Here is a 23,619-nt window from a genome sequence, read left to right on the forward strand (position 1 = left end):
GCGTGAATCGTGTCCCGTCTGCCTTCGAGGCGCACTGGCCCTGTCTGATCGAGTCTGCCCGGGCAACATGCCGGCAGCTCACTGCGCCTCTGATCATCACTGGCTCGCTGCGCAACAGTCGATCTTCACCGACGCATCAGATTGTCAGGCCACCGTCGACGACAATGCACTCGCCATTCGTATAGCTCGAGGCGTCCGACACAAGATAGAGCACCGTACCGGCCATTTCGCGCGGCTGCGCGTGACGACGCAACGGGATCTCGGCGAGCCATCGCTCGTAGATCGCCGGGTCCTCGAACAGGGCACCCGCAAATTTGGTCTTTGTGAGCCCGGGAAGCAGCGCGTTCACCCTGATGCCGAGCGGCCCGCATTCCTTCGCGAACGCCTTCGTCATGTTGACGACCGCGGCCTTCGTGATCGAATAGATGCCCTGCTTGTCGCCCGGCTGCAGCGCGTTCACCGACGCGGTATTGACGATGGCGCCGCCGCCTTGCGCCTTCATCATCCTGCCGGCTTCGACCGACATGAAGAAGTAGCCACGCACGTTCACTTCGACCGTCTTCTCGTAGGCGCCAAGGTCAGTGTCGAGGATGTGGCCGAAATACGGATTCGCCGCCGCGTTGTTAACGAGGATGTCGAGACGGCCGTGCTTTCCGCGAATTTGCTCGAACGTCGCGGCGACGTCCTCCATCCGGCCGACGTGGCATGTCACCGCCTCAGCCTGGCCGCCGGCCTCGACGATCTCGTCGGCGACCGCCTGGCAGTCGTCGAGCTTGCGGCTCGACACGATCACGTACGCGCCCTGCTCAGCGAGCAGCTTCGCAATTTCCTGGCCAATGCCGCGGCTCGCGCCGGTCACGAGCGCGATCTTTCCGGTCAGGTCGAACAGATTCGTTGCCATATATTGTTCCTTCAATTGATTCGGGATTCGATGAATTGCGTCGATACCGCTCGCGCGGCTCGCGAGCGGCTGCATGTCAGCCGCGCGCTTCGATCACGCGCACGGCCTCTTCGGCCAGAGTACCCGCCATTTCACCGACTCGCAGGGCCGCCGTGCTGGACGCATTGCCCTTCAGCGCGCGAGCCTTCACGCCCTGCGCGATCGCCGCGAGCCTGAAAAAGCTGAACGCGAGATAGAAATGCCAGTCGCGGATCGGTTCGATGCCGCGCAGCTCGCAATAGCGCGCGACGATCTGCGTTTCTTGCGGCACGCCGAGCGCGACGCGATCCTGACCCGCGAGCCCCGGGACGTGGCCATCCGACGGCAACCGCAGGCACATGCAGAAGTAGGCGAGATCAGCGAGCGGATTGCCCAGCGTCGACAGTTCCCAGTCAAGGACAGCCTTCACGCGGTAGCTATCGCGCTCGAACATCACGTTATCGATCCGGAAGTCGCCATGCACGAGCGTCGACGGACCAGCGTCTTCGGGGCACGCATTCGGCAGCCAGTCGATCAGCGTTTCCATCGCGTCGAGCCGCTCGGTCTCTGCCGCGCGGTACTGCTTCGTCCAGACGCCGATCTGGCGCTCGAAGTAATTGCCAGGCCGGCCGAAGTCAGCAAGTCCGACCGCTTCGACGTCGATGTCATGGAGCGCGGCCATTGTTCGCAAAACCGCGTCGTAGCAGGCGGCGCGATCCGGCCGCGGCAACTCCGGCAGGGCGGGATGCCAGAAGATCCGCCCGTCCTCGAAGCTCATCACATAGAACATGCTGCCGATCACGTCGCGGTCCACGCACAGGTGATACGGGCGCGCGACCGGCACCCCGGTCCCTGACAGCGCGGTCAGGATCCGGAATTCGCGATCCACCGCGTGCGCGGACTTCAGCAGCTCACCCGGGGGCTGCCGTCTGAGCACGTAGCGGCCGCTGCGCGCCTGCAGCAGGAAGGTCGGATTCGACTGGCCGCCGGCAAATTTTTCCGCATCGACAGGCCCTTCGAAACCGGGCACATGGGCTTCCAGATAGTGCGCCAGACTGGCGACATAGAGTTGCTGGGATATGTTCGTCATCGTTCCATTTTTTTTCAATTTCACTTGTCCGTGCGTGGCGTCCCTGTGACTGATATTCAGCATGCTGGACGCCCGGCGCCGGCCTATTCATCGCTGACGCAAGGCACCTCCCCCTTCACGATGCACTTGGCTGTCACAATGTATTTCTGTTCGAACCCGCGCATGTCAGTGCGTTTCATGCGCCCTGCCCCGAGCTGAAGCGCCAACCCTTCGGCCATCGAAATGACCAGCGTGGCGACGTCCATGCTATTGGCGACGTTGTACTTCGGATTCATGCCGCGGATCACGCGTGCGAGTTCGTGCGTCAGCGTCTCGTACCACTCGTCAAACAGCTTGGCGCACTCAGGATCCGTCGATGCGAATGAAAGGAAGTGCCGCCACAGCGACACGTACTTGATGTCTTTCGCGTCGTGAAGCGTTTGCTTCAGGATCACCTCAAACACTTCGCGCGGTGACACGCTGCTGTCAAGCGCGCGCTTCAGATCATCCAGATACGCGTTGATCTCGGGTTCCATGACCGCCCGCAGTACTGCCGGCCTGGTCGGGAAGTAGTACTGGAGGTTGCTCACGCTGATCCCGGCGCGCAGCGAGAAATCCACGGGGCCGGTTTCGAGCAAGAGTTTCCTCGCAACGCGAACAATGGCATTGCGTGTGCGCACGCCCTGGGCTCGCAAGCCGTCGGGGGTGTTCGCGTGAATGCCACACTCGATGTGCGCCGATCCCCGCTGCTGCATTTCTCAGTAGACACTTTCGTCGCTCGAGTCGTCATTTGGAGACCGCGGCCGCACTGAAGCGATCGTGATAGCATTTTTCCGGACGATAGTGAACAGCATCGTCAAGGGCAGTCAAAGCGTTTGCCGCTATGCCGGTCCGGCAGCGTCGCGCACCTTACGATTCACCAGGTCATCCAGAACGTTCGCTCCCGCCAGTGCTCCGTTGACGACGCACCACCGGAACGGCTCAGACAATGTCGCAGGCGTCTCGTGACTTAACGCCGCAAGCAGCGGGGGCTCAGTACCGCGAATCCGCTCGGCAATCATGTGCCCCACCATGGACTGGGCGGCGACGCCATGTCCGGAGCACCCGGCGGCGTAGTAAACGTTCTGGTTCGCCCCGGTGGTGCCGACGACCGGCAGCGCATCATTAGCGAAGCTGATATAGCCGCTCCAGCATGCTCGCAAGGCGATGCCTTTCAATGTCGGGAAGCGGTCGTGCAAGGCCACCCTCAGCTCCCGGTACTGATCGTAGTCGGGCACATTCGGTGTCTTCGAGCCGTATGGATAGTGGATCCGCTTGGTTGTCAGCACGAGCGTGTTGTGCGCCGTCAGGCGGTGGCTTTCCATGGTCCAATGCGCCGTCACGATGCCTTCGCGCCGCGGCCAGCCCAGCGCCGCCAACTGCGCTTCGGACAGGGGTTCCGTCTCGATTGCCGAAATCCGCAACGGCACCACCTTGTCCGCGAGCAGACCGAGCTGCGGGGTATAGGCGTTGGTGGCGAGCATCAACACAGGAGCACTCGCGCTGCCGCGTGGCGTTTTCACCTGGATGACCGCCCCTTCGGTGTAAGAGAGCAACGGCGTGTTCTCATAGATCTTCACTCCCGCCCGAAGCGCCGCGCGCCGCAATCCCATCACGTACTTGCCGGGATTGAGCGTTCCGCCGCGCGGCACATAGTTGCCGAATAGAAAAGCGGTAGGAATCCCCCGCGCGCGCATCTGGGCCTCGTCCAGAAAATCCGATTGGAGGCCCAGCTCTGCGCCGATCCGCATGCCCTCGCGCACTTTTTCCTCCTGCGACGGATGAATGCCCGCGCGGATCAACCCGGACTGGTTGTAATCGCAGTCGATCCCGTGTTCCTTGAGCTTTCCTTCGACGAAGGTGACAGCGTCTTCGTAGTAGCGGACGATCTGCTTCGCCTTCTCGTTGCCGATGTCCTTGAGGAACAGGTCGTATTCGAGCCCCAGGGCGCCGGCCAGATAGCCCGCATTGCGCCCGCTCGCACCAAAACCGGCAAACTCACGCTCAAGAACGATCACTTTCGCCCCGCGCTTGGCCAGTTCCAGCGCAGCGGAAAGGCCGGCGAAACCAGCGCCAACGATCACCACATCCGCGCTGACGTCGCCCTCGAGCGCGGGCTGCAGGTCATCCGGCTTTTCCACCCATCCGCCAAGCGCTCGATACTTTTCCAGGTCGGCCATCTCTTTGGCGTCCTCCATCGATTCCGTGCGCGCGCTTTGCATCGCTGCCACTGCCGGCACGACGACCGCTGCGGTCGCCACTCCTTTCACGAAAGTGCGCCGGGTCATTCTGGAATGGCCGGCCTGCCCGTCCTGCTTTGTATCGGAATCCTTGATCATCTTAGACTCCGTCAGTTAATCTTTGCTCAGGATATGAACCGCAAGTGCCGCCTCTTCGATGCCTTGCAATCCGCCGCCGTTTTCCTGAATCGCATGGCGTGCGCCCGGCACTTGCCGTGCGCCGGCCTCCCCTCGCAATTGCGTGACCAGTTCGTAGAGCTGGCCGATGCCCGTCGCCCCCAGCGGATGCCCCTTAGATTCCAGGCCGCCGGACGTATTGATGGGGATGCGCCCGCCGAGTGTGAAATCGCCGCGCTCGGCAGCGGGGCCACCCTGGCCGAGCGGCACCAACCCGAGGCCTTCGGCCTGGATGATCTCCCCCATCGCGGATGCATCGTGCACCTCGGCGACGTCCATGTCCTCGGGACTCAACCCTGCCTGCTCGTAGGCCTGAAGCGAAGCAAGGCGGCTGATGTTCTTTTCCGGCTCGTCGAAGCGTCGGTGCGTAAAGCTGCGGATCACGCTTGCCGCCACCCGGATGCAGCGGCTGCGGTCAGCGCCGATGCGCCGCAGCCCCTCTTCGGTGCAGAGGATGGCGGCGGCCGCACCGTCCGTGATCGGCGCGCACATTGGCAGCGTGATCGGATAGGTGATCGGCGGTGCCGCGAGCACCTCGTCGATCGTGAACGGTTGGCGGAACTGCGAATACGGGTTGTGCACCGAATGTCCGTGGTTCTTCGACGAGACGGCGGCAATCTGGCGCTGCGTCGTGCCGTAGGTCTTCATGTGATGTCGGCACCATGCCGCATAGATCGACATGAAGCGGCTGTAGGGCTTGCTGGACTCCGATCCTGGAGGCGGCTCAACGCCTTCACCCAGTTTCATTAGGTTGGCGAAGTTCTCCTCGACGCGGGACACATCCCACCCGCCCTCGAACAGCGCGAACGACTTCGCCTTGTCGGGAACGTTCATCTTCTCCGCCCCGATGGCCAATGCCACGTCGCACGCGCCGGCCTTAAGGCTTTGCACCGCCAGGTGCACCGCGGTGCTGCCCGACGCGCAGGCATTCTCGACGTTGAACACCGGAATGCCCTCAAGCCCGATCTTGCTGAACACAACCTGGCCCGGGATCGACAATTGCCCCTGCAACTGCCCGTTGGTGATGCCGGCATAGAAGGCCGTGCCGATTGCATCGGCGCTGCAGCCGGCATCCTGCAACGCGCCGCGCAGCGCCTCGCCGGCCAGGTCGTCGAGGCTGCGCTCGAAGTGCCGACCGAATACGGTCATGGCAATGCCTGCAATGTAGATGTTGATCATGGTTGTCGCTTGCCTCAGATATTGCGTTGCTGGCCTTGCCAGTACTGCTGGCGCAAGTCCTTCTTCAACACCTTGCCGACCGTGCTTCGTGGCAGTGCGGCGACGAAGTCCACGCTCTTCGGCGCCTTGACCGAACCGAGCTTCTCCTTGCACAGCGCGACAAGCTCCTCGGCGCTCACCGCCTGGCCCACGTTGAGTTCCACGACCGCCTTCACCGCCTCGCCCCACTTGTCGTCGGGCACGCCGATCACCGCGCAGTCCTGAACTGCCGGGTGCGACCAGATCACCTGCTCGACCTCGCTCGGATACACGTTGAACCCGCCGCTGATGATCATGTCCTTCTTCCGGTCGGTGATGTGCAGGCAGCCTTCGGCGTCGAGGTGGCCGATATCGCCGGTGTGCAGCCAGCCGTTGATGATCGTCTCGTCGGTCTTGTCGGGGGCCTTGTAGTAGCCCTTCATGATGAGATCACCGCGCACGCAGATTTCACCGCTCTCGCCTTGCGGCAGCACGTCGCCCTGATCGTTCAGGATCTCGACGCAGATGAGCGGATTCGGGCGGCCAACCGAGGACAGCCGTTCATCGGACGCGATCTTCCCATCGGAAAAATGCTCGGCCGGCGTCAGATAGGCAATCGATGCCGCGGCTTCGGTCTGGCCGTAGGCGCCAGCCATGACGGGACCGAACACCTCGATCGCCCGCTTGAGCTTCTCCACCGACATCGGCGCGGCGCCATAGAGGAAATACCTCAGTGACGAGAAATCCTGCAGCTCGATACCGGGAACATCGAGCAGATGGTAGATGACGGTCGGCGGCAGGAAAAACTCGGTGACCCGGTGCTTTGCGATCGCGTCGAGCAGCAGCGCCGGATCGGGCTTCGTCAGCACCACCACCGTGCCGCCGCGTGCCGTGCACGGCAGCGACAGCATCCCTGCGGTATGCGTCATCGGCGCCGCGGCAAGATTCACCGGGCGCTCCGTTCCATAGGGGAACGCGATCATGAACTGCGCGAAGTAGGTCTGAAACGCACGGTGCGTGTTCATCACGCCCTTCGGCGCGCCCGTCGTCCCGCCAGTTGCCGACAACGTCACGATGTCGTCCATGTCGTAATGGACGCGCGGCATGGTCGACGGTTGGCCCGCGCTCCATGTTGCGAGCGACGGCGCCCACGGCAGCTCGGCATCAATGCACACCCAGAGCTTGACTTTCGGCAGGCTGGGCCGCAGTGCTTCGATCACCGATGCGTACGCCTGCGAGAAAAACAGCGCTTCACAGTCGAAAGCGTCGAGAACGTACCGATTCTCCGTGGGAGCGTTGCGTCCGTTGACCGGGATGTACGCCATCCCGGCGCGCCACATGCCAAGCACACAGCCCCACCCGATCACGTCGTTGTCCGACCACACCGCTGCCTTCGCTTCCTTCTCGAACCCGGCAGCAAGCAGCCCATTGGCGATGCGGCAGGAAAGCTCGCCAATCTCCTGGAACGAAAAGCTGCGCTCGCCCTGGATATAGGCGACGCCGTCAGGGTTGATGCGCCACCCGCGGTCGTAGAAATCAATGATCGCCATATCACGTATTCCTGTGAATCTGTGCCGGCTCGGCGCGATCGCTGTGCAAACCGTCCACGTACGGGTCGAAATGGCTGCCGTGCAGGCCGTCCGTGTACGGGTTGAAACGGCTGCCGCGAGCGCCTTCCGTGTCCGTGTCAAAGCGCGAGTCCTGCGGGACCGGGCCGAACACTTCAATGCGGGTGGTCTGCGCCCATCCGCCGTCCGCTGCCAGGGCGCCTGCGGCTACCGCCGCGGCAATAACAATGTGCTTGAGTCGCATGGCGAACTCCTTGTTCAACTGATTTTCAATGCTGCTCCGGACAGCGTCTGGAACGTGGTCCTGCCTATGTCGTGTCCCGGCCTGAGGAGCAGGCCGGAGGCATGGCAGTTACAGCTGCGTCACCGTTGCGCGTGCGAGCCCGCGCTGCTCCAGGAACCCGAGCAGGTAGCGGTGCCCGAAAGCTTTGGAGCCGGATGCAAAGCCAACCTTTGCGGTCTCTCCTTCGATGAGCTTGATGACACCGGCAGCCTGAATAGCCCCAGTCGAGATATACGGCGTGATCCCGTGAACGGTCGCGCGCACCGAAGCCAGCTGGCCACGCCCGATGGCGAAATCAACGCTGCGCTGAATTGTCGTTCGTTCCCGCGGCGGCATCGTCGGCGTGGTCGAATCGACGAGCTGCTTCAGGATCGCGTCCTGCTGCTCACGAGGTAGATCCTTGTACTCGGCGTCCCATTTCTGCCCAAACGCATGCACCGTCTTCATCACGTTGTTGTCGTAGAAGCCGACGGCCGAAACACAGCTGCGCACGCGCGGATCATGCTGAAAGTAGATCGGCAGCGACGTTCCACCCCACGGCAGGCAGAACACCGGCTGCAGGAACTCGGAAGCGGCAACATTGAACGACGCGTTCGGGGCATGACGCTCGAGCTTCTTTTCCCACAGGTAGCAGGCTTCCTGCCGATAGCCTTCGAAGATTGTCGCCGCCGAGCCAACGCTGACCCCTGCTGATGTACGCGGGCCGCGTGCCAGAGTGGCGGTCTCCAGCGCATCGACGCCGGGCGTCTCGAGTGCCAGCTCGGCGGCAATTTCGACGAACGAGTACATGTACGCGTTTGACGGGGACACCAGCAGCCCGGCCTGCCGATACAGTTCGCCGAACTGCTCGCGCACCTGGCGGATGAAGTGCTGTTCGCCGGTGGTGTCGAGATAGTGGCATCCCGCCTTGAGCGCGGCTTCGACGGCCACGAGGCCGAAGTTGTAAAACGGTCCGACGGTGTTGCACACCACCTTGGCCCCACGGAAGGCGGCGACGAGGGCGTCGACATCGTGTTCCGCTTCGATGATCTCGTAGTCCGCCGATTCGAGGCGCACGACGCGCTGCGCCATCATCTCCTTTGCACGGCCTGCGTTGCGCGCGACGGCCGTGAAAGGAATGTTCTGGTCAATAAGCCAGTCCATAATCAACATGCCGGTATAGCCGCTTGCGCCATAGACTACGACGGGGTGCTTTGCCATGGTTATCTCCTGATATTTGATTTGTAGAAAGTTAAGTCGATCAATCGTGATTCGATGCGGGGGCTGTTTCGGGTGGCAAGCAACCGAAAGCCAGCCTGGTGTGCCACGTGAACGTGAAGTTCCTATCTCTGTGGTGTCGCACAGAAGACCAACGCTGCAAGTTTCATCTGAGTCATCCTTTCAAAAGTGGGCAACCAGGTTGCGGAAGTTTCAAACCATCTATTTTGTAGAACATACAAACCGCGCCGGTCCACTAAATCGCGACGTCCAGCGCATGGCGAACCTGTTCACGGCTTCAGGACACCGTCATTCGAAAACAGAATCGGCTTGCCGCTTGCATCGATCACAGCGGCGGTTAGTGCCGCCCGGTCCCCACGCTGCGCAACCTCCAGCGGCGCGCCGTCTTCACGCTGCTTCAGCACCAACCCATCAAGCCCGACAGCAACGAGCCCCTTTGCCGTTGCCACGAGACTGGTGATTGAGCTCTTGGTTTCCGCCTTCAATGCAGACCAGGTTGCGCCCCCGTCCGCGCTCTGGAACAGGCTGCCGAGCAGGCCGCCGACGACAATCCGCCCATCGGGCATCGCTACGCCAGACCACAGCGAGCCTTTTCCGCCTGTTGCCTGATAGCTCCAGTTCGCGCCGCCGTCGTTCGACTTGAGCACGATCCCCTGCTCTGCGGAGATGTAGAGCGCGCCCTTCTGATCCGCGAACACGTGGTACAGGTTGCGGTCGGCCTTGCCGCCATCCGGGGGTTTCGGCAGCGTCGTTTTGGTCCACGTCTTGCCGCCGTCATGGGTCTGGAGCATCAATGACCACAGGCCGACGGCAATGCCATCGTGGTCGTTGGTGAAGCGCACCGAGAACAGCGGCTGATCGGCCGCCGTGTCCATCCGCTGCTTCTCCCAGGTTTCGCCGCCATCGCGGGTGGCGAGAATCACGCCCCACTGACCCACCACCCAGCCGTGCTTGTCATCGACAAAGGTGACGGCGGACAGCGTGGCGGAGACCGGCACGCTACGGGCCTGCCGATAGGTCTTGCCTTCGTCGTCGGAGAGCAGAACGATGCCGTGCTCGCCCACGGCAACGATGCGTCTACCGGCGCGCGTGGCGTCCAGCAGCATCATGTGGGTGGCAGCAGACCACGTGTGCGCGGGCTTTGCGGCCCAGGTGGTGACGGTCCCTTTGAATGGCGCTTGTGCGAAGGCCGCGGTGGCCGTACACAGTGCGATGCAGGTAGCAAGCGTCTTGATCATGGCTGAGTCTCTGTATTTGTGCTCTCGCGCATCAGTGGCTAAGCAGGCCCGGCGCGCGCGCCGGCGTGCGACGCGGAAACCAGCGCTCCAGCACCGAGGCCAGCGCGGGCAGTGCCGTCATGGCCATCACCAGGTTGACGAGGAACATGAACGCCAGCAGCTTGCCCATGTCGGCCTGGAACTTGAGCGCCGAGAAGCTCCACGTCGCCACGCCGATCGCCAGCGTGATGGCCGTAAAGATCGTGGCCACGCACTCAAACTCCAGCGCACGCTCCATGGCCCGCTCGATCGGATCGCCTTCGGCCAGGTGCCGCTGCAGCCGGTTGTAGATGTACAGCGCATAGTCCACGCCGATACCGACCGCCAGCACCATGACCGGCAGGGTCGCCACGGTCAGACCGATCGTGAGTTCTTTCATGAACCAGTAGCCGATGAACGTCGCCACCGACAGCGGCACACAGCACGCCAGCATCGAGCGCCAGTCGCGGTAGGCCAGGAACACCAGAATCACGATGGCGGCGTACACGTACAACATCATCGGCAGTTCGCTCTTCTCCACCTCGTCATTGGTGGCGGCGAGCACGCCCGCATTGCCCGCCGCGAGACGGATCTTGATACCCGGGAACGGATGGGTTGTGCGGTACTGTTTGATGTCGTCAAGGATCCGATTGATCGTCGTCGCCTTGTGGTCGGTCAGGTACAGGTGGACCGCCGTCATGCTGCAATCGGCCGTCATGAAGCCCTTCAGGCGGGCCACATCGACCGACACCGCGCCATAGTTGTCGGGGTCGATTGGTACGACGTTCATCTTGGGATAGTCTTCGTTGTAGCCCGCGTTGTACGTGCGCAGCATCGCCGAATACGACTGTGCAGACACCACGCCAGGCTCGGTGCGCATGGCGGCGGTGAACTCGTTCTCATACAGCCCAACCGCAGGGTTGTCGCACGCCTTGCCGCTCGATTCGATCGCCACCGAGAGCCAGTCGAGACCCATGTCGTAGTTGCCCGCGATCGACGTCGCATCCCGGTTGAAACGGGCTTCCTCACGCAACTCCGGCGCGCCCGGCTGCAGCGTGCCGATCACGCGGTCGCGGCTCTGCCAGACGGAGACACCAAACACAATCAACGTGATCAGAAGCGTGACGCCTGCGTACTTCGGCTGCGCCACCCGCGACAGCGGGCGCAGGAGCGCCGAGCGCCAGGCAGCGCGCTTGAGTGCGCTTTCAGCGTAGGCCTGGGTGAAGTTGAAGCACGATGCCGCAACGGGCAGCAGGATCAGGTTCGTGACGATCTTGTAGGCCACGCCCAGTGATGCCGTGATCGCCAACTCGCGCACCATCGGAATCGGGATCAGCAGCAGTGTGATGAACGATACGAACGCGGTGACGAGTGCCAGCACGCCCGGGATCAGCAGGCCGCTGAAGCTGTGGCGTGCAGCGTCGTATGAGCTAATGCCGCGTGCGATTTCACGCACGATGAAGTTGACCTGCTGCACGCCGTGCGACACGCCAATCGCAAATACGAGGAACGGCACCAGCACCGCCAGCGGGTCGAGCCCAAAGCCCAGCAACCTCAAGGTGCCGAACTGCCACACCAGCGACGACAGCGAGCACACGATCAGCAGCACCGTGAAGCGCACTGAATGGCAGTACCAGTAGACCGCGAGTGCGGTGAGCAGCAGTGCGATCGCGCAAAAGCCCAGCACGGCCGTGGCGCCATCGGCAATGTCGCCAATCTGCTTGGCGAAGCCGATGATCTGCACCTCGTAGCCGGCGTCTTCAAACGGCTTGCGGATCTTCTCTTCGAGCGTATGGTTGAACGCGACGTAGTCGAGCACCTTGCCCGTGCTATCTCGTTCGTTCAACTCGGCGGTGATCATCGCGCTGTCTTCGTTGTGCGAGACGAGCGTGCCGACGTAACCACCGAGCGTGGTCGCGCGACGAATATTCGCAACGACCTCCGGCGTCAGTTGATCGGGCGTGATGTTGCCCGAAATGATCGGCTCGGCGCGAAACCCTTCTTCGGTGATCTCGTTGACGAAGGCATTCGGCGTCCACAGCGAGCGCACACCAATGCGGTCAACGTTCGGCAGGTACGTGACGGCCTGCGTGACCTTGTACAGCCGCGTCAGCCCTTCCGGCGTCCAGATGGAGCCCTTCCTGGCACGCACCACCACCGTGATCCGGTTCGCGCCGAGCAAGTTGGACCGGTACTTCTGGAACGTCTCGATATATTCATGGCCGATCGGCATCTGCTTCTCGAAGCCGGCGTCCATGCGCAGTTGCACGGCGAATACCGCCATCACGGCCGTAAACAGCCCGATCAAGGCAAGCACGATCATGCGGTGGCCAAAGAAGACCCTTTCCAGACCGCTGACTAGACGATTGAGCACAACATCACCCCATTTAGTATTCCGGCGGCGCACCGCGTGCGCCGCCCCTCACGGGTTACCCCGTCAGAAGTTTCGCGTGACGAACGCGCCGATGAAGTTGCGGTCCGCATATGGTTGTCCCACCGATTGGTGCCCGCCGAAGAACGCCGTGAAGTTCACACCCGCCTGCCACTTGGTCGGGTTCTGATTGAACAGCACATACAAGTTCACTGCCTTCGCGCCCTGGAGGTAGTTCCCGGTGAAGGTCGGCGTATAGCCATAGAGCGATGTCATGAATGTCACGCCGGGCGTTACCTGCCAGCCGGGAATCAGCGTGCCGTCATAGGTCCAGTTGAAATCGACTGTTGCGCCCACCGAACTGGACGTGCCCTGGGACATCGCGATCGGATAGCCCAGGCCTGAGCCCTGGTTCAACCATGGCAGGTAGCCAGCAGCGGTCGCCTGAGTCACGGTTTGTCCGTCGATCGTGCGCGTAAGGCCGTGGGAGCTGAGGCCCGGGTAGTAGATCCACGTGGCCTCCCAGGTCAGATTCGCCTGGTCCGCGCCAAGCAGCTTGAGGAACGGATACTCGCTGCGCGTCAGGGCCAGGATGCCGTTGATGTCGAACTGAAGCTTCTTCCTGTCGGCCCACTGCTGGCAATTGATGCCGGGGACACCGTTGGTATTCATATCGAGCGGACCGCCGGCGCCATAGCAGCCTGATAGCGCCACGGCGTCATGAGGCCGATACGACAGCTCGGTACCGATCGCCCAATCGCCAACAGGAAAGTTCGCGCTGGCGCCGAAGAGTTGGCGATTGCCGAGATACGAGAACTGTGATGTGCCGTTGGGCAATGACGCCAACACCGGCGACTTATCGATATAGTTGATGTAATAGAGCGCAAAGTTCGCAGGCAAGGATTCCGGCGAGTAATTGAGTTTCAGACCGAATTCAGGCCTGTACTTCGCGGGCAATTCCGACGAGACGGGGACACCGATATCAAAAAATGGGGATCCAGCGAAGTCGCCGTTGACAAGGCCATTGTTGATGGCGCTGATGGTGCTCGCGTTGTGGCTGTCCGGCCCGGCAATCGTGCCCGCGCTGGGACCTCCCACGTTGAAATTCCTTGTGCTGATCGTGAATGGCTCCGCGCCCCGGCCAAAGCCATTCGTGGCCGACCAGTAGGATCCAACTGGCGGGTAGCGGTTGCCGTTCCACTGGAACTGGTAGTAAGCCTCGGTGCTGAAGCCCCCGGGAAGGCCGGTAGCGAAGCTAAGCATCGGCGCCGGGCGCAGGGCCTGCTTGAGTTGCACCCCGGGAATCAGCAGCTTCTGGATATCGAGCGAGTTTGTCGCATTGATGCCGCTCTGCGCGAAGATGCTCTCACCCCAGTTGATTACCTGGTTGCCCAGGCGCACATGCGCATTCCGATCACCGATGGTGAAATCCTTCTGGCCCCAGAGATCGAGCAACTGCGCATCGTAGACAATCTGGGCCTTCGCGTCGCTCGCCAGCGGCGTGCGCTCCGTGTTCTTGGCCATGAAGTCATACATCCCCGTGCCGCGAGCCATGAACTTGAGTCCTTCACCCGGCATCGTCAGCAGCAATTCACTGGTAGCGCTGAGGTAAGTACTGAATGCCTGCCCCTTGCGGTAGTTCAGGTTGCCGTTGTCACCGAATCCCCATTGATCGACATTGGCTGCCGCACCACATCCATTCGCGTTCGGATCACCCGTAAGGGAACAGCTCGGGCTCTTGACCCGAATCCCCGCGCCGGCAGTAATGTTGGTGACCAGAGATCCTTTGATGACATCGTCCGCGCCTGCCGTGAAGTCGTACGCGTACGCACTCGATGCCGTCGCCCCCAGGACCGCGAGAGAAATCGTGCTCCGCCGAAACATCTTTGTAGTTTTCATCGCCCTTCCTCCATCCCGTTCCGACGCCGGCGCGCGCCTCCTCAAACGCGCGCCGGCCCGCCATGTAGCTACCTTCAGCGCTCGCTCACTGACCTCAGGGTTTCCGAGGTGAAGAAGTCCGACCTGAAGCGCGGATCGTTGGTCTTCTCGTACCAGCGAATGTCCTTACCCTGGCCAATCGTCGATGAATCGGTGACATAGCGTCCATTGATCAGGTCATACTGCACGAACGGCTCGTTATCGCAGGCGCCGCCCAGTTCCCACACCGGGATCGGGTAGCTTTCGCGCACTCTCCACAGCTTTCCTTGGGCGTCGTAGTCATTGGCGACGAGCGCCAGCCAGCTGTCTTCATCCAGGTAGAAGACCTTCTTCGAATCAACATGACGCGCAGTGGGCTTGAGCGTGCCCTCCACTACCCACACGCGGTGCATCTCATAGCGCCGGTTAGCGGCGGCGATGCCATCAGGCGTTACCACGTCGCGCAATTTCTCATTGAACTTGTACATGCCGAAGGCGTTGTACGGCACGATCATTTCCTGCTTGCCGACGAGCTTCCAGTTGAAGCGGTCGATGGCGCCGAAGAACATGTTGGTTTCATCGATCAGGTACTGATTCTCAAAGCCGATCCCCGGCGCATCGTGCGTGTAGGCCGGCATGCGGCGCACGCGCCTCTGCCCCGGGAAGTAGTAGAAAGTTTCCGGATCCTTGTTGAAGAATTGACGCTGAACAAAGGCCTGCCCCGCGAGTGCCGGCGGCGATTCCATCTTGAAGAAGGTGCCACTGCTGAGTTGGTCGACGTCCTGAGGCGTGCGCTTGCCCAACTTGCCCGACGGAAAATATTGAGATGCCGTGCTGATTGCATCGATCCATTCGCTGCTACCTGGACGGGGGGAGACAGTCGTCACCACAGACGGCCATTCAATGCCTTCACCCCGGTACCGCATAAGGTAGTTCATCATCGCTTCGGCGCCGCTCTTCGGCTGCGGAAACGCCACACCCGGAAGGTTCGCGGTCTGCAACTGCTCGCCGGTCGAATCGAGCTTTGCCGCCGTAAGATTCGCCGTCGAGTTCTGTGCAATGGCGTCTGGCAACTGGCACTCGCGATGGGACGGGTAGACATCCATCCGATAGCCCTTCTTCTGCTTGACCAGCGCGATCTGACCCGGCGTCAGCTTTTCTGCGTACTTATCGACGTTTGATACGTCGATCGAGTACAGCGGCTTATCGTTCTTGTGTTTCCAGAAATCACCGCGAACTTTGCCCCACTCCCAGCCTGCCTCGGGAGACTGCTTACCTGTATAGGCCGGCACGCTGCCGTCCTTGCTTGCGGCGCGGTCGCCGCCCTCTGGCGTGAGACCTTCCGCGGCGATGGCCGCGCCGATCACAAGGAATGCAGCGGCCGCAATAGCGGACGCAGTTCCAATTCTGCACTTCTTCATCATGATTCTCCTTCCGATTTCGCCTCAACACACCGGTCACGCCGCACTCGGGTGAACTATGGTTACTTCGATACCACCGTCTTCTCGCCGGACCCTGCCACGGCGACAGCCCGAACCTCGACACGCAACTCGGGAAAAACCAACTGCGTTACCCCGACCGCCGTCCACGACGGAAAGCGCTCGGGAAAGTACTCATCCTTGATCGCCGCGAACCCCTCGATTTCGCCTTGGAGGTCGATGTGGAAAGTCATCAGTTCGACGACGTCGGCCAGACTCGCGCCCGCCGCCTCGAGAATGGCCTTCAGTGACTCGAAGGCTATCCGGGCCTGCGCCTGAATATCCTCACCGACCGTTCCATCCGGCGTCGCCCCGACTTGGCCGGAGACCCAGATCGTGTCTCCCACGCGAGTCGCGGGCGCGAAGTGGTAGGCGTCGTACCAGACCTGGAACGGCGGCGGAATGATTGGTTGTCGTTTAGTGGTCGATTCCATAATCAATAAAGTACGTTTGGTCGTCTTCGGACTGACTCACGGAAGCAAGCCAACTTCCTTGAACTCTTCCAGCTTCAGAAGCTCGAGCGGTGAAACAATCTGACCATTGCGTTCGATCCAGCCGGCGTAGGTTTGTCCCATCGACCAGCCCAGTAGCCGCTGCAACTCCTCGGGAAAAGCTTTTATCTTCTCGATCGGAATGGAGAGGTAATGGTTTTCCTCTTGCCGTAGGAACGCCAGGATGTAAGGCATCGTGATGCCCGTACGGGGAGCATCCGCAACGTTCGCCCCGCCGCCGTGGTAAGTCGACCCAAGCCACAGGAGAGCATCGCCGGCATTCATCTCCGCGGAGACTGTCTCCTCGACTTTCGGCATGCGCTCGTCGTCCCACTTGTGGCTACCGGGAATGACCCGCGTTCCGCCGTTCTCATGCGTGAACTCAGTCAGCGCCACCATGACGTTCACGGTAGTCTCGCGTTGCGGGGACGGGTGGCGCCAGAGATAGACGAAGTCGTCGCGATGCAGCGGTTGCCCGCCCTGCCCGGGCAAGATCTGAATGACCTGCGTTGCGCCGATCTGGATGTCGGGCACAACTTCCGACTGCTGGTCACCGCACCACACCGTGGGCGGATTCGCTTGCAGGATATTGCGCGAAGCCTCGAGAAACAGCGGATTCATCGCGATTGCAGCAACATGATCCGTGCGCGCGAACAGCCGCGAGAGGCGCCGCGTCTTGTCGCCGTGAAAGTACGCATCGTCGCCTGCCGCCGCCTGCCCCAGGAGAGGCAGCAGATCCTGCTTCAATCCGCTCAGCGTTTCCGGCGTCACGAAGTTTTGCACGCAGACAACCCCATCTTCTTGCAGGACGGCTGAGACTTCTTGGGGCGACGATGTAGCCGCCAGCTTACGGATGCTCATATATGGGCCTTTCAATAGTTAGGCTTCAAGAACGTCGAAACCGAAGCACTTCACTTGCCCGACAGGCGCCCTCGCTTGCCCGGAGCTACACCATCCATCATAACGCCTGCATGACCTATCGATAACGCCTCGTTGACCTAATAGTAGCGACGTAGCGACCTATGATCAAGGAACATGAGGCTAGGGAAAACACTGACTGGCGGAGGGGGGGTCGCAAGCCAGATGCGCCGGAACATAGGCACATGTAGCAACCACGAGTCGACGGCAGAGCTCGGCTGCAACCGAAGCAGGCTGCAGTCCACAACCTCACTGCAGGAGCGGCCGCATATAGGAAGCGACAGGATGATGTATGCTATTACCACCGTAGCGACCTACAACTAGCGGCAGGTCGAGGCAAGACATCTTGGAGAGCCGACGTGCAACAGAACGTGGTAAAGCGCGAAACATTTGACGATCTTGCAGGGGCAAGACCCGATGCCGGGCCGGTTGCGCAACGAATTGTGCAGATTATTCTTGCGGCCCAACAAACGTTTCAGGAGGATGGATATGCTGCATTCTCGGCACGCCGTGTAGCGAGTCGCGCAGGAATCACATTAGGAAACCTCCAGTACTACTTTCGAACCAAGGAGGAGATGCTACGCGCGGCGCTGCAGGAATATGCCCGTCAGGCAATCTGCGACTACACGGCAATCGCAAGCCAGTCGGGTATCAGCGCCATGCGGCGCTGTACCGCGCTGGTAGACCGCATTTTTCACGACATCAACGAAACCGATCTGCCGAAGTTCCTATTTGAGGCCTGGGCTTTCTCTCACCATGAGCCATACGCTGCGGATCTCGTTGACGATATCTATACCGAGTATCGGAGCACCCTTGCGAAGTTGCTATCGGAAATCCACCCGGCTTTGACTGACACGGAGTGCCTGGTGCGCGCGTCCGTAATTGTCGCGCAGACGGCTGGAATGATGATATTCGCTTCCCACGGTGGAGACTCGGAAAAGGACTATGCGGAATTCGTGCGCTTGACAAAGCGATCTGTGAAGATGCTCATTGACTTGCCGCCACAGACACTGGAAAGCGATGCGCCTCTTCACGGTTCGCGCAATCGCGAGGCACACGGCAAGAGCAGTGCGCACGTCGGCATCTCTGAGAAGCAGGTCCAGAACAAACTATTCGAGTTGAGCACTCGACAAACGGGACAGGACACCCTCTACTATCGAGCAACAGTCCGAGGGAAGCGTCGAGAGGTGAAGATCAACGAGATCATCTCTTGTGCCGCTAACCTATTGGCGACCGAAGGATATGCGAACTTTACACTAGCGCGTGTGGCCAAGGAGCTTGGCATCATCCCATCCGCGCTCAAGAACTATTTCCCGACCCATGACGACCTGCTCCGCTCGACAATTGGCGCGCTTATGAAGGTCTATGTGGACCGCTATGCGGAAATGGGCAAGCCAAGCGGCAAACCAGCGCTGGAGCGACTTTGTGAGATCGTTGTCGATGCTTTTGAAGAAGCCTGTGATTCGAGCATTTGCCGATTCTCGTTCGAAATGTTTGCGCTGGCCCAGCACTCGGACATTACAAATGAACTCCTGAGAAGACTCTACTCCGCCTATCGAGCGAACTATGTGGATCTGATACGCGAACTGGACTCGTCTGCCACCGCGCGCGAATGCCACGCGCGCGCAACCCTCATCGCGGCACAAGCGGAGGGCGCAACGACTTTGAGGTTCGGCTCCAAGAAGCAATCGCCGGATATGGATCGCGTTTTCGACCTGATGAAGGCCGTGGCGATTCGCATCGCGCACGGGAACTTTGTCACCAAGAGCTCAAGGTAGGGCCATCGCATTCGCGGCCCACATCGACATTAAATCCGTAGGTGTGTCGTCAGGCCAGGTCAGCCATGAACGCGGTGCTTCCTCGGAAGAGGTTTGCTGACCTCCGCCGTCCCACGGTTACATTACGCGCTCTGCCGCCGACTCTGAGGGACGCCGTTCGTGGACCGCATACTCACCAACTTCAACGTCACTATCCTCTCACCGTCGGTCGCCCGAGAGTAAGAGGATGGCCGCTGTAGCGGCAACTATGCTCAGCGCAGTTGGGTGTAATGACTGGGGTGGTAGGGATCACCGGGATTCAACGACGAATCGTTGGCCCCACCAAACTCCATCTCATAGCCGCACATCGTGGAGGGCAGCGGTCGGTAGAACAGCTTGTCGCCGATGAACCGCATTGCCATTGTGTGGCGAGTCGGGCAGGCAGGCGTCACGGGAGCGCCACCGTGCAGCGTGCCAGAGTGGAATACCAGAGCGTCGCCAGGCTCTAGATCCCAGGAGATCACGTCCCACGACGTCGGGTCTTTCTTGCGATCCGCCTCGATGTCAGGAAGTTGCTGGAAGAAGTCCCCCCCCCATCCCGGCGCCGTAGGGTCCGATGGGTCGACATATGCGGGCACGTCATACTCGGGGCCGAGGTGGGAGCCGCGCACGAATTCGAGCGCATTCTCCTTGGGAAGGCTCTCAAAGCTGAGCCAGATGTTGGCCACGTGCGGCCCGTTTGCCGGTATCAGTGAGGTGTCCTGGTGCCAGGGCGAGCGTCCTGCCTTCCCACCTGATTTGATGAACAGTTCTTCGGAAATGAACCAGACGTGCTCCGAGTCCCATAGGGACGCGAAGAGATCCTGGAGCCCAACCTCCCGGACAAATGCCAGGTACATATCTCTGTTCGCAGGATTGCCGTATTCGTTGTAGTGCGCGTCACTCGTTCCTTCGAAGATGATTTTGCCGGCGCCGGGGTGGGCGATCGCGTAGTCGAAACACTCACGCGCACGCTTCATCTGCTCTGGCGAGAACAAGCCTCGGATGACGATGGCCCCATTAACGGCCAAGTCCTGTTTCATTTGGTCAGTTACTTGCATATAGCCTCTCCTTTTTCAGCAACAGTTGAAAATTAATTCGGTATCAAAGACACTCGTCGACCGATTCAATTTCCTCCAACAACGCGAGTGATCGCCAATCTCAAGGTTACTTTTTCCCATTGCCACGGTCGCCGGGTCGAATCCATCCCACTACGGGAGATACATTCTGTTGATGCGGCATCGCACCAGGCCACGTAAGCGCCCTATTGACCTACACATAGCGCCGTTATGACCCACAATCAAGGCGATCAAAGGTAGGGAAAACACCAGTTGGTGCGACACTTGCCCGACAGGCGCTCTCGCTTACTGCTCGGAGCTACACCATCCATCACAACGCCTGTACGACCTATTGATAGCGCCTCGTTGACCTAATAGTAGCGACGTAGCGACCTATGATCAAGGAACACGAGGCTAGGGAAAACACTGACTGGCGGAGGGGGGGGCGCAAGTCAGATGCGCCGGAACATAGGCACATGTAGCGACCACGAGTCGACGGCAGAGCTCGGCTGCAACCGAAGCAGGCTGCAGTCCACAACCTCACGGCAGGAGTGGCCGCATATAGGAAGCGACAGGATGATGTATGCTATTACCACCGTAGCGACCTACAACTAGCGGCTGGTCGAGGCAAGAAATCTTGGAGAGCCGACGTGCAACAGAACGTGATAAAGCGCGAAACATTTGACGATCTTGCAGGGGCAAGACCCGATGGCGGGCCGGTTGCGCAACGAATTGCGCAGATTATTCTTGCGGCCCAACAAACGTTTCAGGAGGATGGATATGCTGCATTCGCGACACGCCGTGTAGCGAGTCGCGCAGGAATCACATTAGGAAACCTCCAGTACTACTTTCGAACCAAGGAGGAGTTGCTACGCGTGGCGCTGCAGGAATATGTGCGCCAGACAATCTGCAACTACACGGCAATCGCAAGCCAGTCGGGTATCAGCACCATGCGGCGCTGTTCCGCGCTGGTAGACCGCATTTTTCACGACATCAACGAAACCAGTCTACCGAAGTTCCTGTTTGAGGCCTGGGCTTTCTCTCAGCATGAGCCATATGCTGCCGATCTCGTTGACGATATCTATACCGAGTATCGAAGCACCCTTGCGAAGTTGCTATCGGAAATCCACCCGGCTTTGACTGACACGGAGCGCATGGTGCGCGCGTCCGTGATTATCGCGCAGACGGCTGGAATGATGATACTCGCATACCACGGTGGAGACTCGGAAAAGGACTATGCAGAATTCGTGCGCTTGACAAAGCGATCTGTGAAGATGCTTATTGACTTGCCGCCACAGACACTGGAAAGCGATGCGCCTCTTCACGGTTCGCGCAATCGTAGGGCACACGGCAAGAGCAGTGCGCACGTCGGCATCTCTGAGAAGAACAAACCATTCGAGTTGAGCACTCGACAAACGGGACAGGACACCCTCTACTATCGAGTAACAGTCCGAGGGAAACGTCGAGAGGTGAAGATCAACGAGATCATCTCTTGTGCCGCTAACCTATTGGCGACCGAAGGATATGCGAACTTTACACTAGCGCGTGTGGCTAAGGAGCTTGGCATCATCCCATCCGCGCTCAAGAACTATTTCCCGACCCATGACGACCTGCTCCGCTCGACAATTGGCGCGCTTATGAAGGTCTATGTGGACCGCTATGCGGAAATGGGCAAGCCAAGCGGCAAACCAGCGCTGGAGCGACTTTGTGAGATCACTGTCGATGCTTTTGAAGAAGCCTGTGATTCGAGCATTTGCCGATTCTCGTTCGAAATGTTTGCGCTGGCTCAACACTCGGACATTACAAATGAACTCCTGAGAAGACTCTACTCGGCCTATCGAGCGAATTATGTGGATCTGATACGCGAACTGGACTCGTCTGCCACCGCGCGCGAATGCCACGCGCGCGCAACCCTCATCGCGGCACAGGCGGAGGGCGCAATGACTCTGAGGTTCGGCTCCAAGAAGCAACCGCCGGATATGGATCGCGTTTTCGAGTTGATGCAGGCCTTGGCGATTCGCGTCGCGCAAGGGAACTTCACTGCGAAGAGCGCGACGTTGGGCATCCTGAACAACCGCCCCGGGTTTCGAGGAGGCTCCGCTCTTTGCGAACCTTGCTGACTTGGGGTCGCCAGCACGAGCGCGACACCGGGCAGCGTGCGGGCACAACCACGGCAGATGCCAAGCGTATCAAGGATCTGGAGAGAAGTCCGCGAACTGCGCAGGGCCAACGAGATCCTGAAGCTGACCAGCGCGTTCTTCGCTCAGGCGGAACTCCACCGCCGATTCAAGTCCTGAGGGACTTCATCGACGAGCACCGAGGCAGCCTCGGGGTCGAGCTGATTTGCAGGGTGCCGCAGATCGGGCGGTCAGCTAACTGCAGCAACCGATCCGCCCGCACTTGGGTGCTTTGTGTGTGCAGGAATGCCTTGAGTGCCTGACGACACTTTTCCTTGCACGAGCCGGCGCCCTCGCCTCCGTTGATCCAGCCCTTCTCATGGTGTATTCCTGATATTCGTGACGTGGGGTTGGCGCCTCTGATCCGGGGCACACCGTTTGAGGATGCGTTGCCAGCCATTGCGGGCCCGTATGGCCTCGGCAAGGATGGCGAGGTATTCGCCGTGATCAACCTGGTCGTCAGGGGGCAGCAAGACGACGAAATCTGCGAACGGGTCGGTTTCGTCGAAGTAGGACATCGAGACATAGCAGGTGGTTTCCTGGCTCAGACCCTCGATGTGGCAGGCCTGCCGCGAGAGAGCGGGCACACCCACGCTATACAGATAGAGGTTCGCCAGGTTCCAGGCTGCTTTTCCTTCGCCAGTACAAGCCCGACCTTGCTGATCGAACTGATTCAAACTTACGACGACTCAGTACACAGCGAATGGATCATGTCGGCCAACTTTGCACGCCTCCGTGATGTTCTATTGTCATCGCCAGATAGAATTGGCTCTGTCTCGGTCCTAATCCCGCCGTGCCACAACGGTACACCGTCTTGGCAACTGGAGCGTGTAATAGCGCTTCGTGAATGGCTATCCGGCGAGATTACTGGGTTGGAATGTCAAGTAGAAAGCGGCGACTGGCTTTCCAATCATGTGCGGCCGCCCAATGCACTGCCTGGACAAGTGTGGAGCCTTGCGGTCGACGTGAGTGCCGTACGGTCTACCGCATGATCTTCACTAACTAGCGATGCCCTTTTTGCAGTAGCTGCAGGGAAGAATCCTGTGACTTTGGAGCGATCATGATTGATGTTAGAACCTTGGACAACGCCTCAGTTGCTGAAGAGGAACGGTTCTTTTCCGCATTTGAGATCATGATCGCCAACGACGACGGCGCAGAAGCAGCGCGCCATCTGCGGGAAGGTCGTGCCATATTCATATCCGATCCGCGGTATCCTGGCCGCGCGGTACGCGAACATCCGAATGGTAGACGCGAACTAATGCGGCTGGATTATGCATGTGGCAAGTTGGTGGTAGAACAAACTCTCTGACGACTCTCCTCCGGCAACCGTTTTCACGAGTGGGCTTTCATTGCCTAACCGAGGTGAAATAGAGGGTATCGATATGGGAAAGCGAAACGGGACCCAATCCACCAGAAGACGTCGATCTAAGAAACGCTCGGCATTTGC

Annotated in this window: 19 protein-coding genes, 1 pseudogene and 1 other annotated feature; of the genes and pseudogenes, 4 read left to right on the top strand and 16 right to left on the bottom strand. The window is 60.1% G+C overall.

What is annotated here, in order from left to right; genetic code table 11:
* Nucleotides 1–136: 136 nt before the first annotated feature.
* The 14 genes from VSR71_RS30670 to VSR71_RS30735 all read right to left on the bottom strand — a co-directional run bounded on the left by VSR71_RS30670 (nucleotide 137) and on the right by VSR71_RS30735 (nucleotide 17,084).
* Nucleotides 137–901, bottom strand: coding sequence for an SDR family oxidoreductase (locus VSR71_RS30670; RefSeq protein WP_342917326.1), 765 nt, complete (start codon nucleotides 899–901; stop codon nucleotides 137–139).
* Between the two features lie 76 nt (nucleotides 902–977).
* Entirely contained in the window at nucleotides 978–2,009 is a 1,032-nt protein-coding gene (locus VSR71_RS30675) for a phosphotransferase family protein (RefSeq protein ID WP_342917376.1), read from the bottom strand.
* 83 nt (nucleotides 2,010–2,092) lie between these two features.
* Nucleotides 2,093–2,626 (bottom strand): TetR/AcrR family transcriptional regulator, encoded by a 534-nt coding sequence (locus VSR71_RS30680; RefSeq protein ID WP_342917327.1) that lies wholly within the window; start codon nucleotides 2,624–2,626, stop codon nucleotides 2,093–2,095.
* A 243-nt stretch (nucleotides 2,627–2,869) separates the two neighbouring features.
* Nucleotides 2,870–4,249 carry an FAD-binding oxidoreductase gene (locus VSR71_RS30685; RefSeq protein WP_342917377.1) on the bottom strand — a complete coding sequence of 460 codons (1,380 nt, stop codon included), beginning with the start codon at nucleotides 4,247–4,249 and terminating at the stop codon, nucleotides 2,870–2,872.
* Between the two features lie 132 nt (nucleotides 4,250–4,381).
* Nucleotides 4,382–5,623, bottom strand: coding sequence for a thiolase family protein (locus VSR71_RS30690; protein WP_342917328.1), 1,242 nt, complete (start codon nucleotides 5,621–5,623; stop codon nucleotides 4,382–4,384).
* A 14-nt stretch (nucleotides 5,624–5,637) separates the two neighbouring features.
* Nucleotides 5,638–7,191 (bottom strand): AMP-binding protein, encoded by a 1,554-nt coding sequence (locus VSR71_RS30695; RefSeq protein WP_342917329.1) that lies wholly within the window; start codon nucleotides 7,189–7,191, stop codon nucleotides 5,638–5,640.
* A 1-nt stretch (nucleotide 7,192) separates the two neighbouring features.
* Nucleotides 7,193–7,471 (bottom strand): hypothetical protein, encoded by a 279-nt coding sequence (locus tag VSR71_RS30700; RefSeq protein WP_342917330.1) that lies wholly within the window; start codon nucleotides 7,469–7,471, stop codon nucleotides 7,193–7,195.
* A 90-nt stretch (nucleotides 7,472–7,561) separates the two neighbouring features.
* Nucleotides 7,562–8,692 (bottom strand): saccharopine dehydrogenase family protein, encoded by a 1,131-nt coding sequence (locus VSR71_RS30705; protein WP_342917331.1) that lies wholly within the window; start codon nucleotides 8,690–8,692, stop codon nucleotides 7,562–7,564.
* A 287-nt stretch (nucleotides 8,693–8,979) separates the two neighbouring features.
* Nucleotides 8,980–9,948 (bottom strand): WD40/YVTN/BNR-like repeat-containing protein, encoded by a 969-nt coding sequence (locus VSR71_RS30710; protein ID WP_342917332.1) that lies wholly within the window; start codon nucleotides 9,946–9,948, stop codon nucleotides 8,980–8,982.
* A gap of 31 nt (nucleotides 9,949–9,979) precedes the next feature.
* On the bottom strand, nucleotides 9,980–12,340 hold the full coding sequence (locus VSR71_RS30715; protein WP_342917333.1) for an efflux RND transporter permease subunit: 2,361 nt from the start codon (nucleotides 12,338–12,340) through the stop codon (nucleotides 9,980–9,982).
* Nucleotides 12,341–12,403: 63 nt separating this feature from the next.
* A complete protein-coding gene (locus VSR71_RS30720) occupies nucleotides 12,404–14,236 on the bottom strand; it encodes a DUF1302 domain-containing protein (RefSeq protein WP_342917334.1) in 1,833 nt (610 codons plus the stop codon).
* A 74-nt stretch (nucleotides 14,237–14,310) separates the two neighbouring features.
* A complete protein-coding gene (locus VSR71_RS30725) occupies nucleotides 14,311–15,678 on the bottom strand; it encodes a DUF1329 domain-containing protein (RefSeq protein ID WP_342917335.1) in 1,368 nt (455 codons plus the stop codon).
* A gap of 59 nt (nucleotides 15,679–15,737) precedes the next feature.
* Complete coding sequence (locus VSR71_RS30730) at nucleotides 15,738–16,166, bottom strand: RidA family protein (protein ID WP_342917336.1); 429 nt, start codon at nucleotides 16,164–16,166, stop codon at nucleotides 15,738–15,740.
* Nucleotides 16,167–16,202: 36 nt separating this feature from the next.
* Nucleotides 16,203–17,084: a phytanoyl-CoA dioxygenase family protein gene (locus VSR71_RS30735; RefSeq protein WP_342917337.1), complete on the bottom strand. Its 882-nt coding sequence runs from the start codon at nucleotides 17,082–17,084 to the stop codon at nucleotides 16,203–16,205.
* A 416-nt stretch (nucleotides 17,085–17,500) separates the two neighbouring features.
* Between VSR71_RS30735 and VSR71_RS30740 the strand changes: the two genes are divergently transcribed.
* Nucleotides 17,501–18,919, top strand: a complete 1,419-nt coding sequence (locus VSR71_RS30740; RefSeq protein WP_342917338.1) for a TetR/AcrR family transcriptional regulator — start codon at nucleotides 17,501–17,503, stop codon at nucleotides 18,917–18,919.
* Nucleotides 18,920–19,170: 251 nt separating this feature from the next.
* On the opposite strand, the gene VSR71_RS30745 is transcribed toward VSR71_RS30740, so the two are convergent.
* Nucleotides 19,171–19,998 (bottom strand): phytanoyl-CoA dioxygenase family protein, encoded by an 828-nt coding sequence (locus VSR71_RS30745; RefSeq protein ID WP_342917339.1) that lies wholly within the window; start codon nucleotides 19,996–19,998, stop codon nucleotides 19,171–19,173.
* Between the two features lie 647 nt (nucleotides 19,999–20,645).
* Here VSR71_RS30745 and VSR71_RS30750 point away from each other — a divergent pair.
* Nucleotides 20,646–22,115 (top strand): TetR/AcrR family transcriptional regulator, encoded by a 1,470-nt coding sequence (locus VSR71_RS30750; RefSeq protein ID WP_342917340.1) that lies wholly within the window; start codon nucleotides 20,646–20,648, stop codon nucleotides 22,113–22,115.
* A pseudogene (locus tag VSR71_RS30755) lies at nucleotides 22,106–22,366 on the top strand (transposase); the annotation flags it as partial. The gene VSR71_RS30750 and the pseudogene VSR71_RS30755, both read left to right, overlap by 10 nt.
* Nucleotides 22,247–22,363: a sequence feature (AL1L pseudoknot), on the top strand. It overlaps the preceding pseudogene by 117 nt.
* A 123-nt stretch (nucleotides 22,367–22,489) precedes the next feature.
* Here the strand turns inward: VSR71_RS30755 and VSR71_RS30760 are convergent.
* Nucleotides 22,490–22,849: a hypothetical protein gene (locus tag VSR71_RS30760; protein WP_342917341.1), complete on the bottom strand. Its 360-nt coding sequence runs from the start codon at nucleotides 22,847–22,849 to the stop codon at nucleotides 22,490–22,492.
* A 383-nt stretch (nucleotides 22,850–23,232) separates the two neighbouring features.
* On the opposite strand from VSR71_RS30760, the gene VSR71_RS30765 reads away from it, so the two are divergent.
* Nucleotides 23,233–23,481 carry a hypothetical protein gene (locus tag VSR71_RS30765; protein ID WP_342917342.1) on the top strand — a complete coding sequence of 83 codons (249 nt, stop codon included), beginning with the start codon at nucleotides 23,233–23,235 and terminating at the stop codon, nucleotides 23,479–23,481.
* Nucleotides 23,482–23,619 lie beyond the last annotated feature (138 nt).

This window comes from Cupriavidus oxalaticus, assembly GCF_038900635.1.
In the GTDB taxonomy this organism is placed as follows: Bacteria; Pseudomonadota; Gammaproteobacteria; order Burkholderiales; family Burkholderiaceae; genus Cupriavidus; species Cupriavidus oxalaticus_B.

Bases quoted from the DNA above. Each gene is read 5' to 3' on its own strand.
- VSR71_RS30670 (WP_342917326.1), bottom strand. From the start codon at position 901: ATGGCAACGAATCTGTTCGACCTGACCGGAAAGATCGCGCTCGTGACC.
- VSR71_RS30675 (WP_342917376.1), bottom strand. From the start codon at position 2,009: ATGACGAACATATCCCAGCAACTCTATGTCGCCAGTCTGGCGCACTAT.
- VSR71_RS30685 (WP_342917377.1), bottom strand. From the start codon at position 4,249: ATGCAAAGCGCGCGCACGGAATCGATGGAGGACGCCAAAGAGATGGCC.
- VSR71_RS30690 (WP_342917328.1), bottom strand. From the start codon at position 5,623: ATGATCAACATCTACATTGCAGGCATTGCCATGACCGTATTCGGTCGG.
- VSR71_RS30695 (WP_342917329.1), bottom strand. From the start codon at position 7,191: ATGGCGATCATTGATTTCTACGACCGCGGGTGGCGCATCAACCCTGAC.
- VSR71_RS30705 (WP_342917331.1), bottom strand. From the start codon at position 8,692: ATGGCAAAGCACCCCGTCGTAGTCTATGGCGCAAGCGGCTATACCGGC.
- VSR71_RS30710 (WP_342917332.1), bottom strand. From the start codon at position 9,948: ATGATCAAGACGCTTGCTACCTGCATCGCACTGTGTACGGCCACCGCG.
- VSR71_RS30720 (WP_342917334.1), bottom strand. From the start codon at position 14,236: ATGAAAACTACAAAGATGTTTCGGCGGAGCACGATTTCTCTCGCGGTC.
- VSR71_RS30725 (WP_342917335.1), bottom strand. From the start codon at position 15,678: ATGATGAAGAAGTGCAGAATTGGAACTGCGTCCGCTATTGCGGCCGCT.
- VSR71_RS30730 (WP_342917336.1), bottom strand. From the start codon at position 16,166: ATGGAATCGACCACTAAACGACAACCAATCATTCCGCCGCCGTTCCAG.
- VSR71_RS30735 (WP_342917337.1), bottom strand. From the start codon at position 17,084: ATGAGCATCCGTAAGCTGGCGGCTACATCGTCGCCCCAAGAAGTCTCA.
- VSR71_RS30745 (WP_342917339.1), bottom strand. From the start codon at position 19,998: ATGCAAGTAACTGACCAAATGAAACAGGACTTGGCCGTTAATGGGGCC.
- VSR71_RS30765 (WP_342917342.1), top strand. From the start codon at position 23,233: ATGATTGATGTTAGAACCTTGGACAACGCCTCAGTTGCTGAAGAGGAA.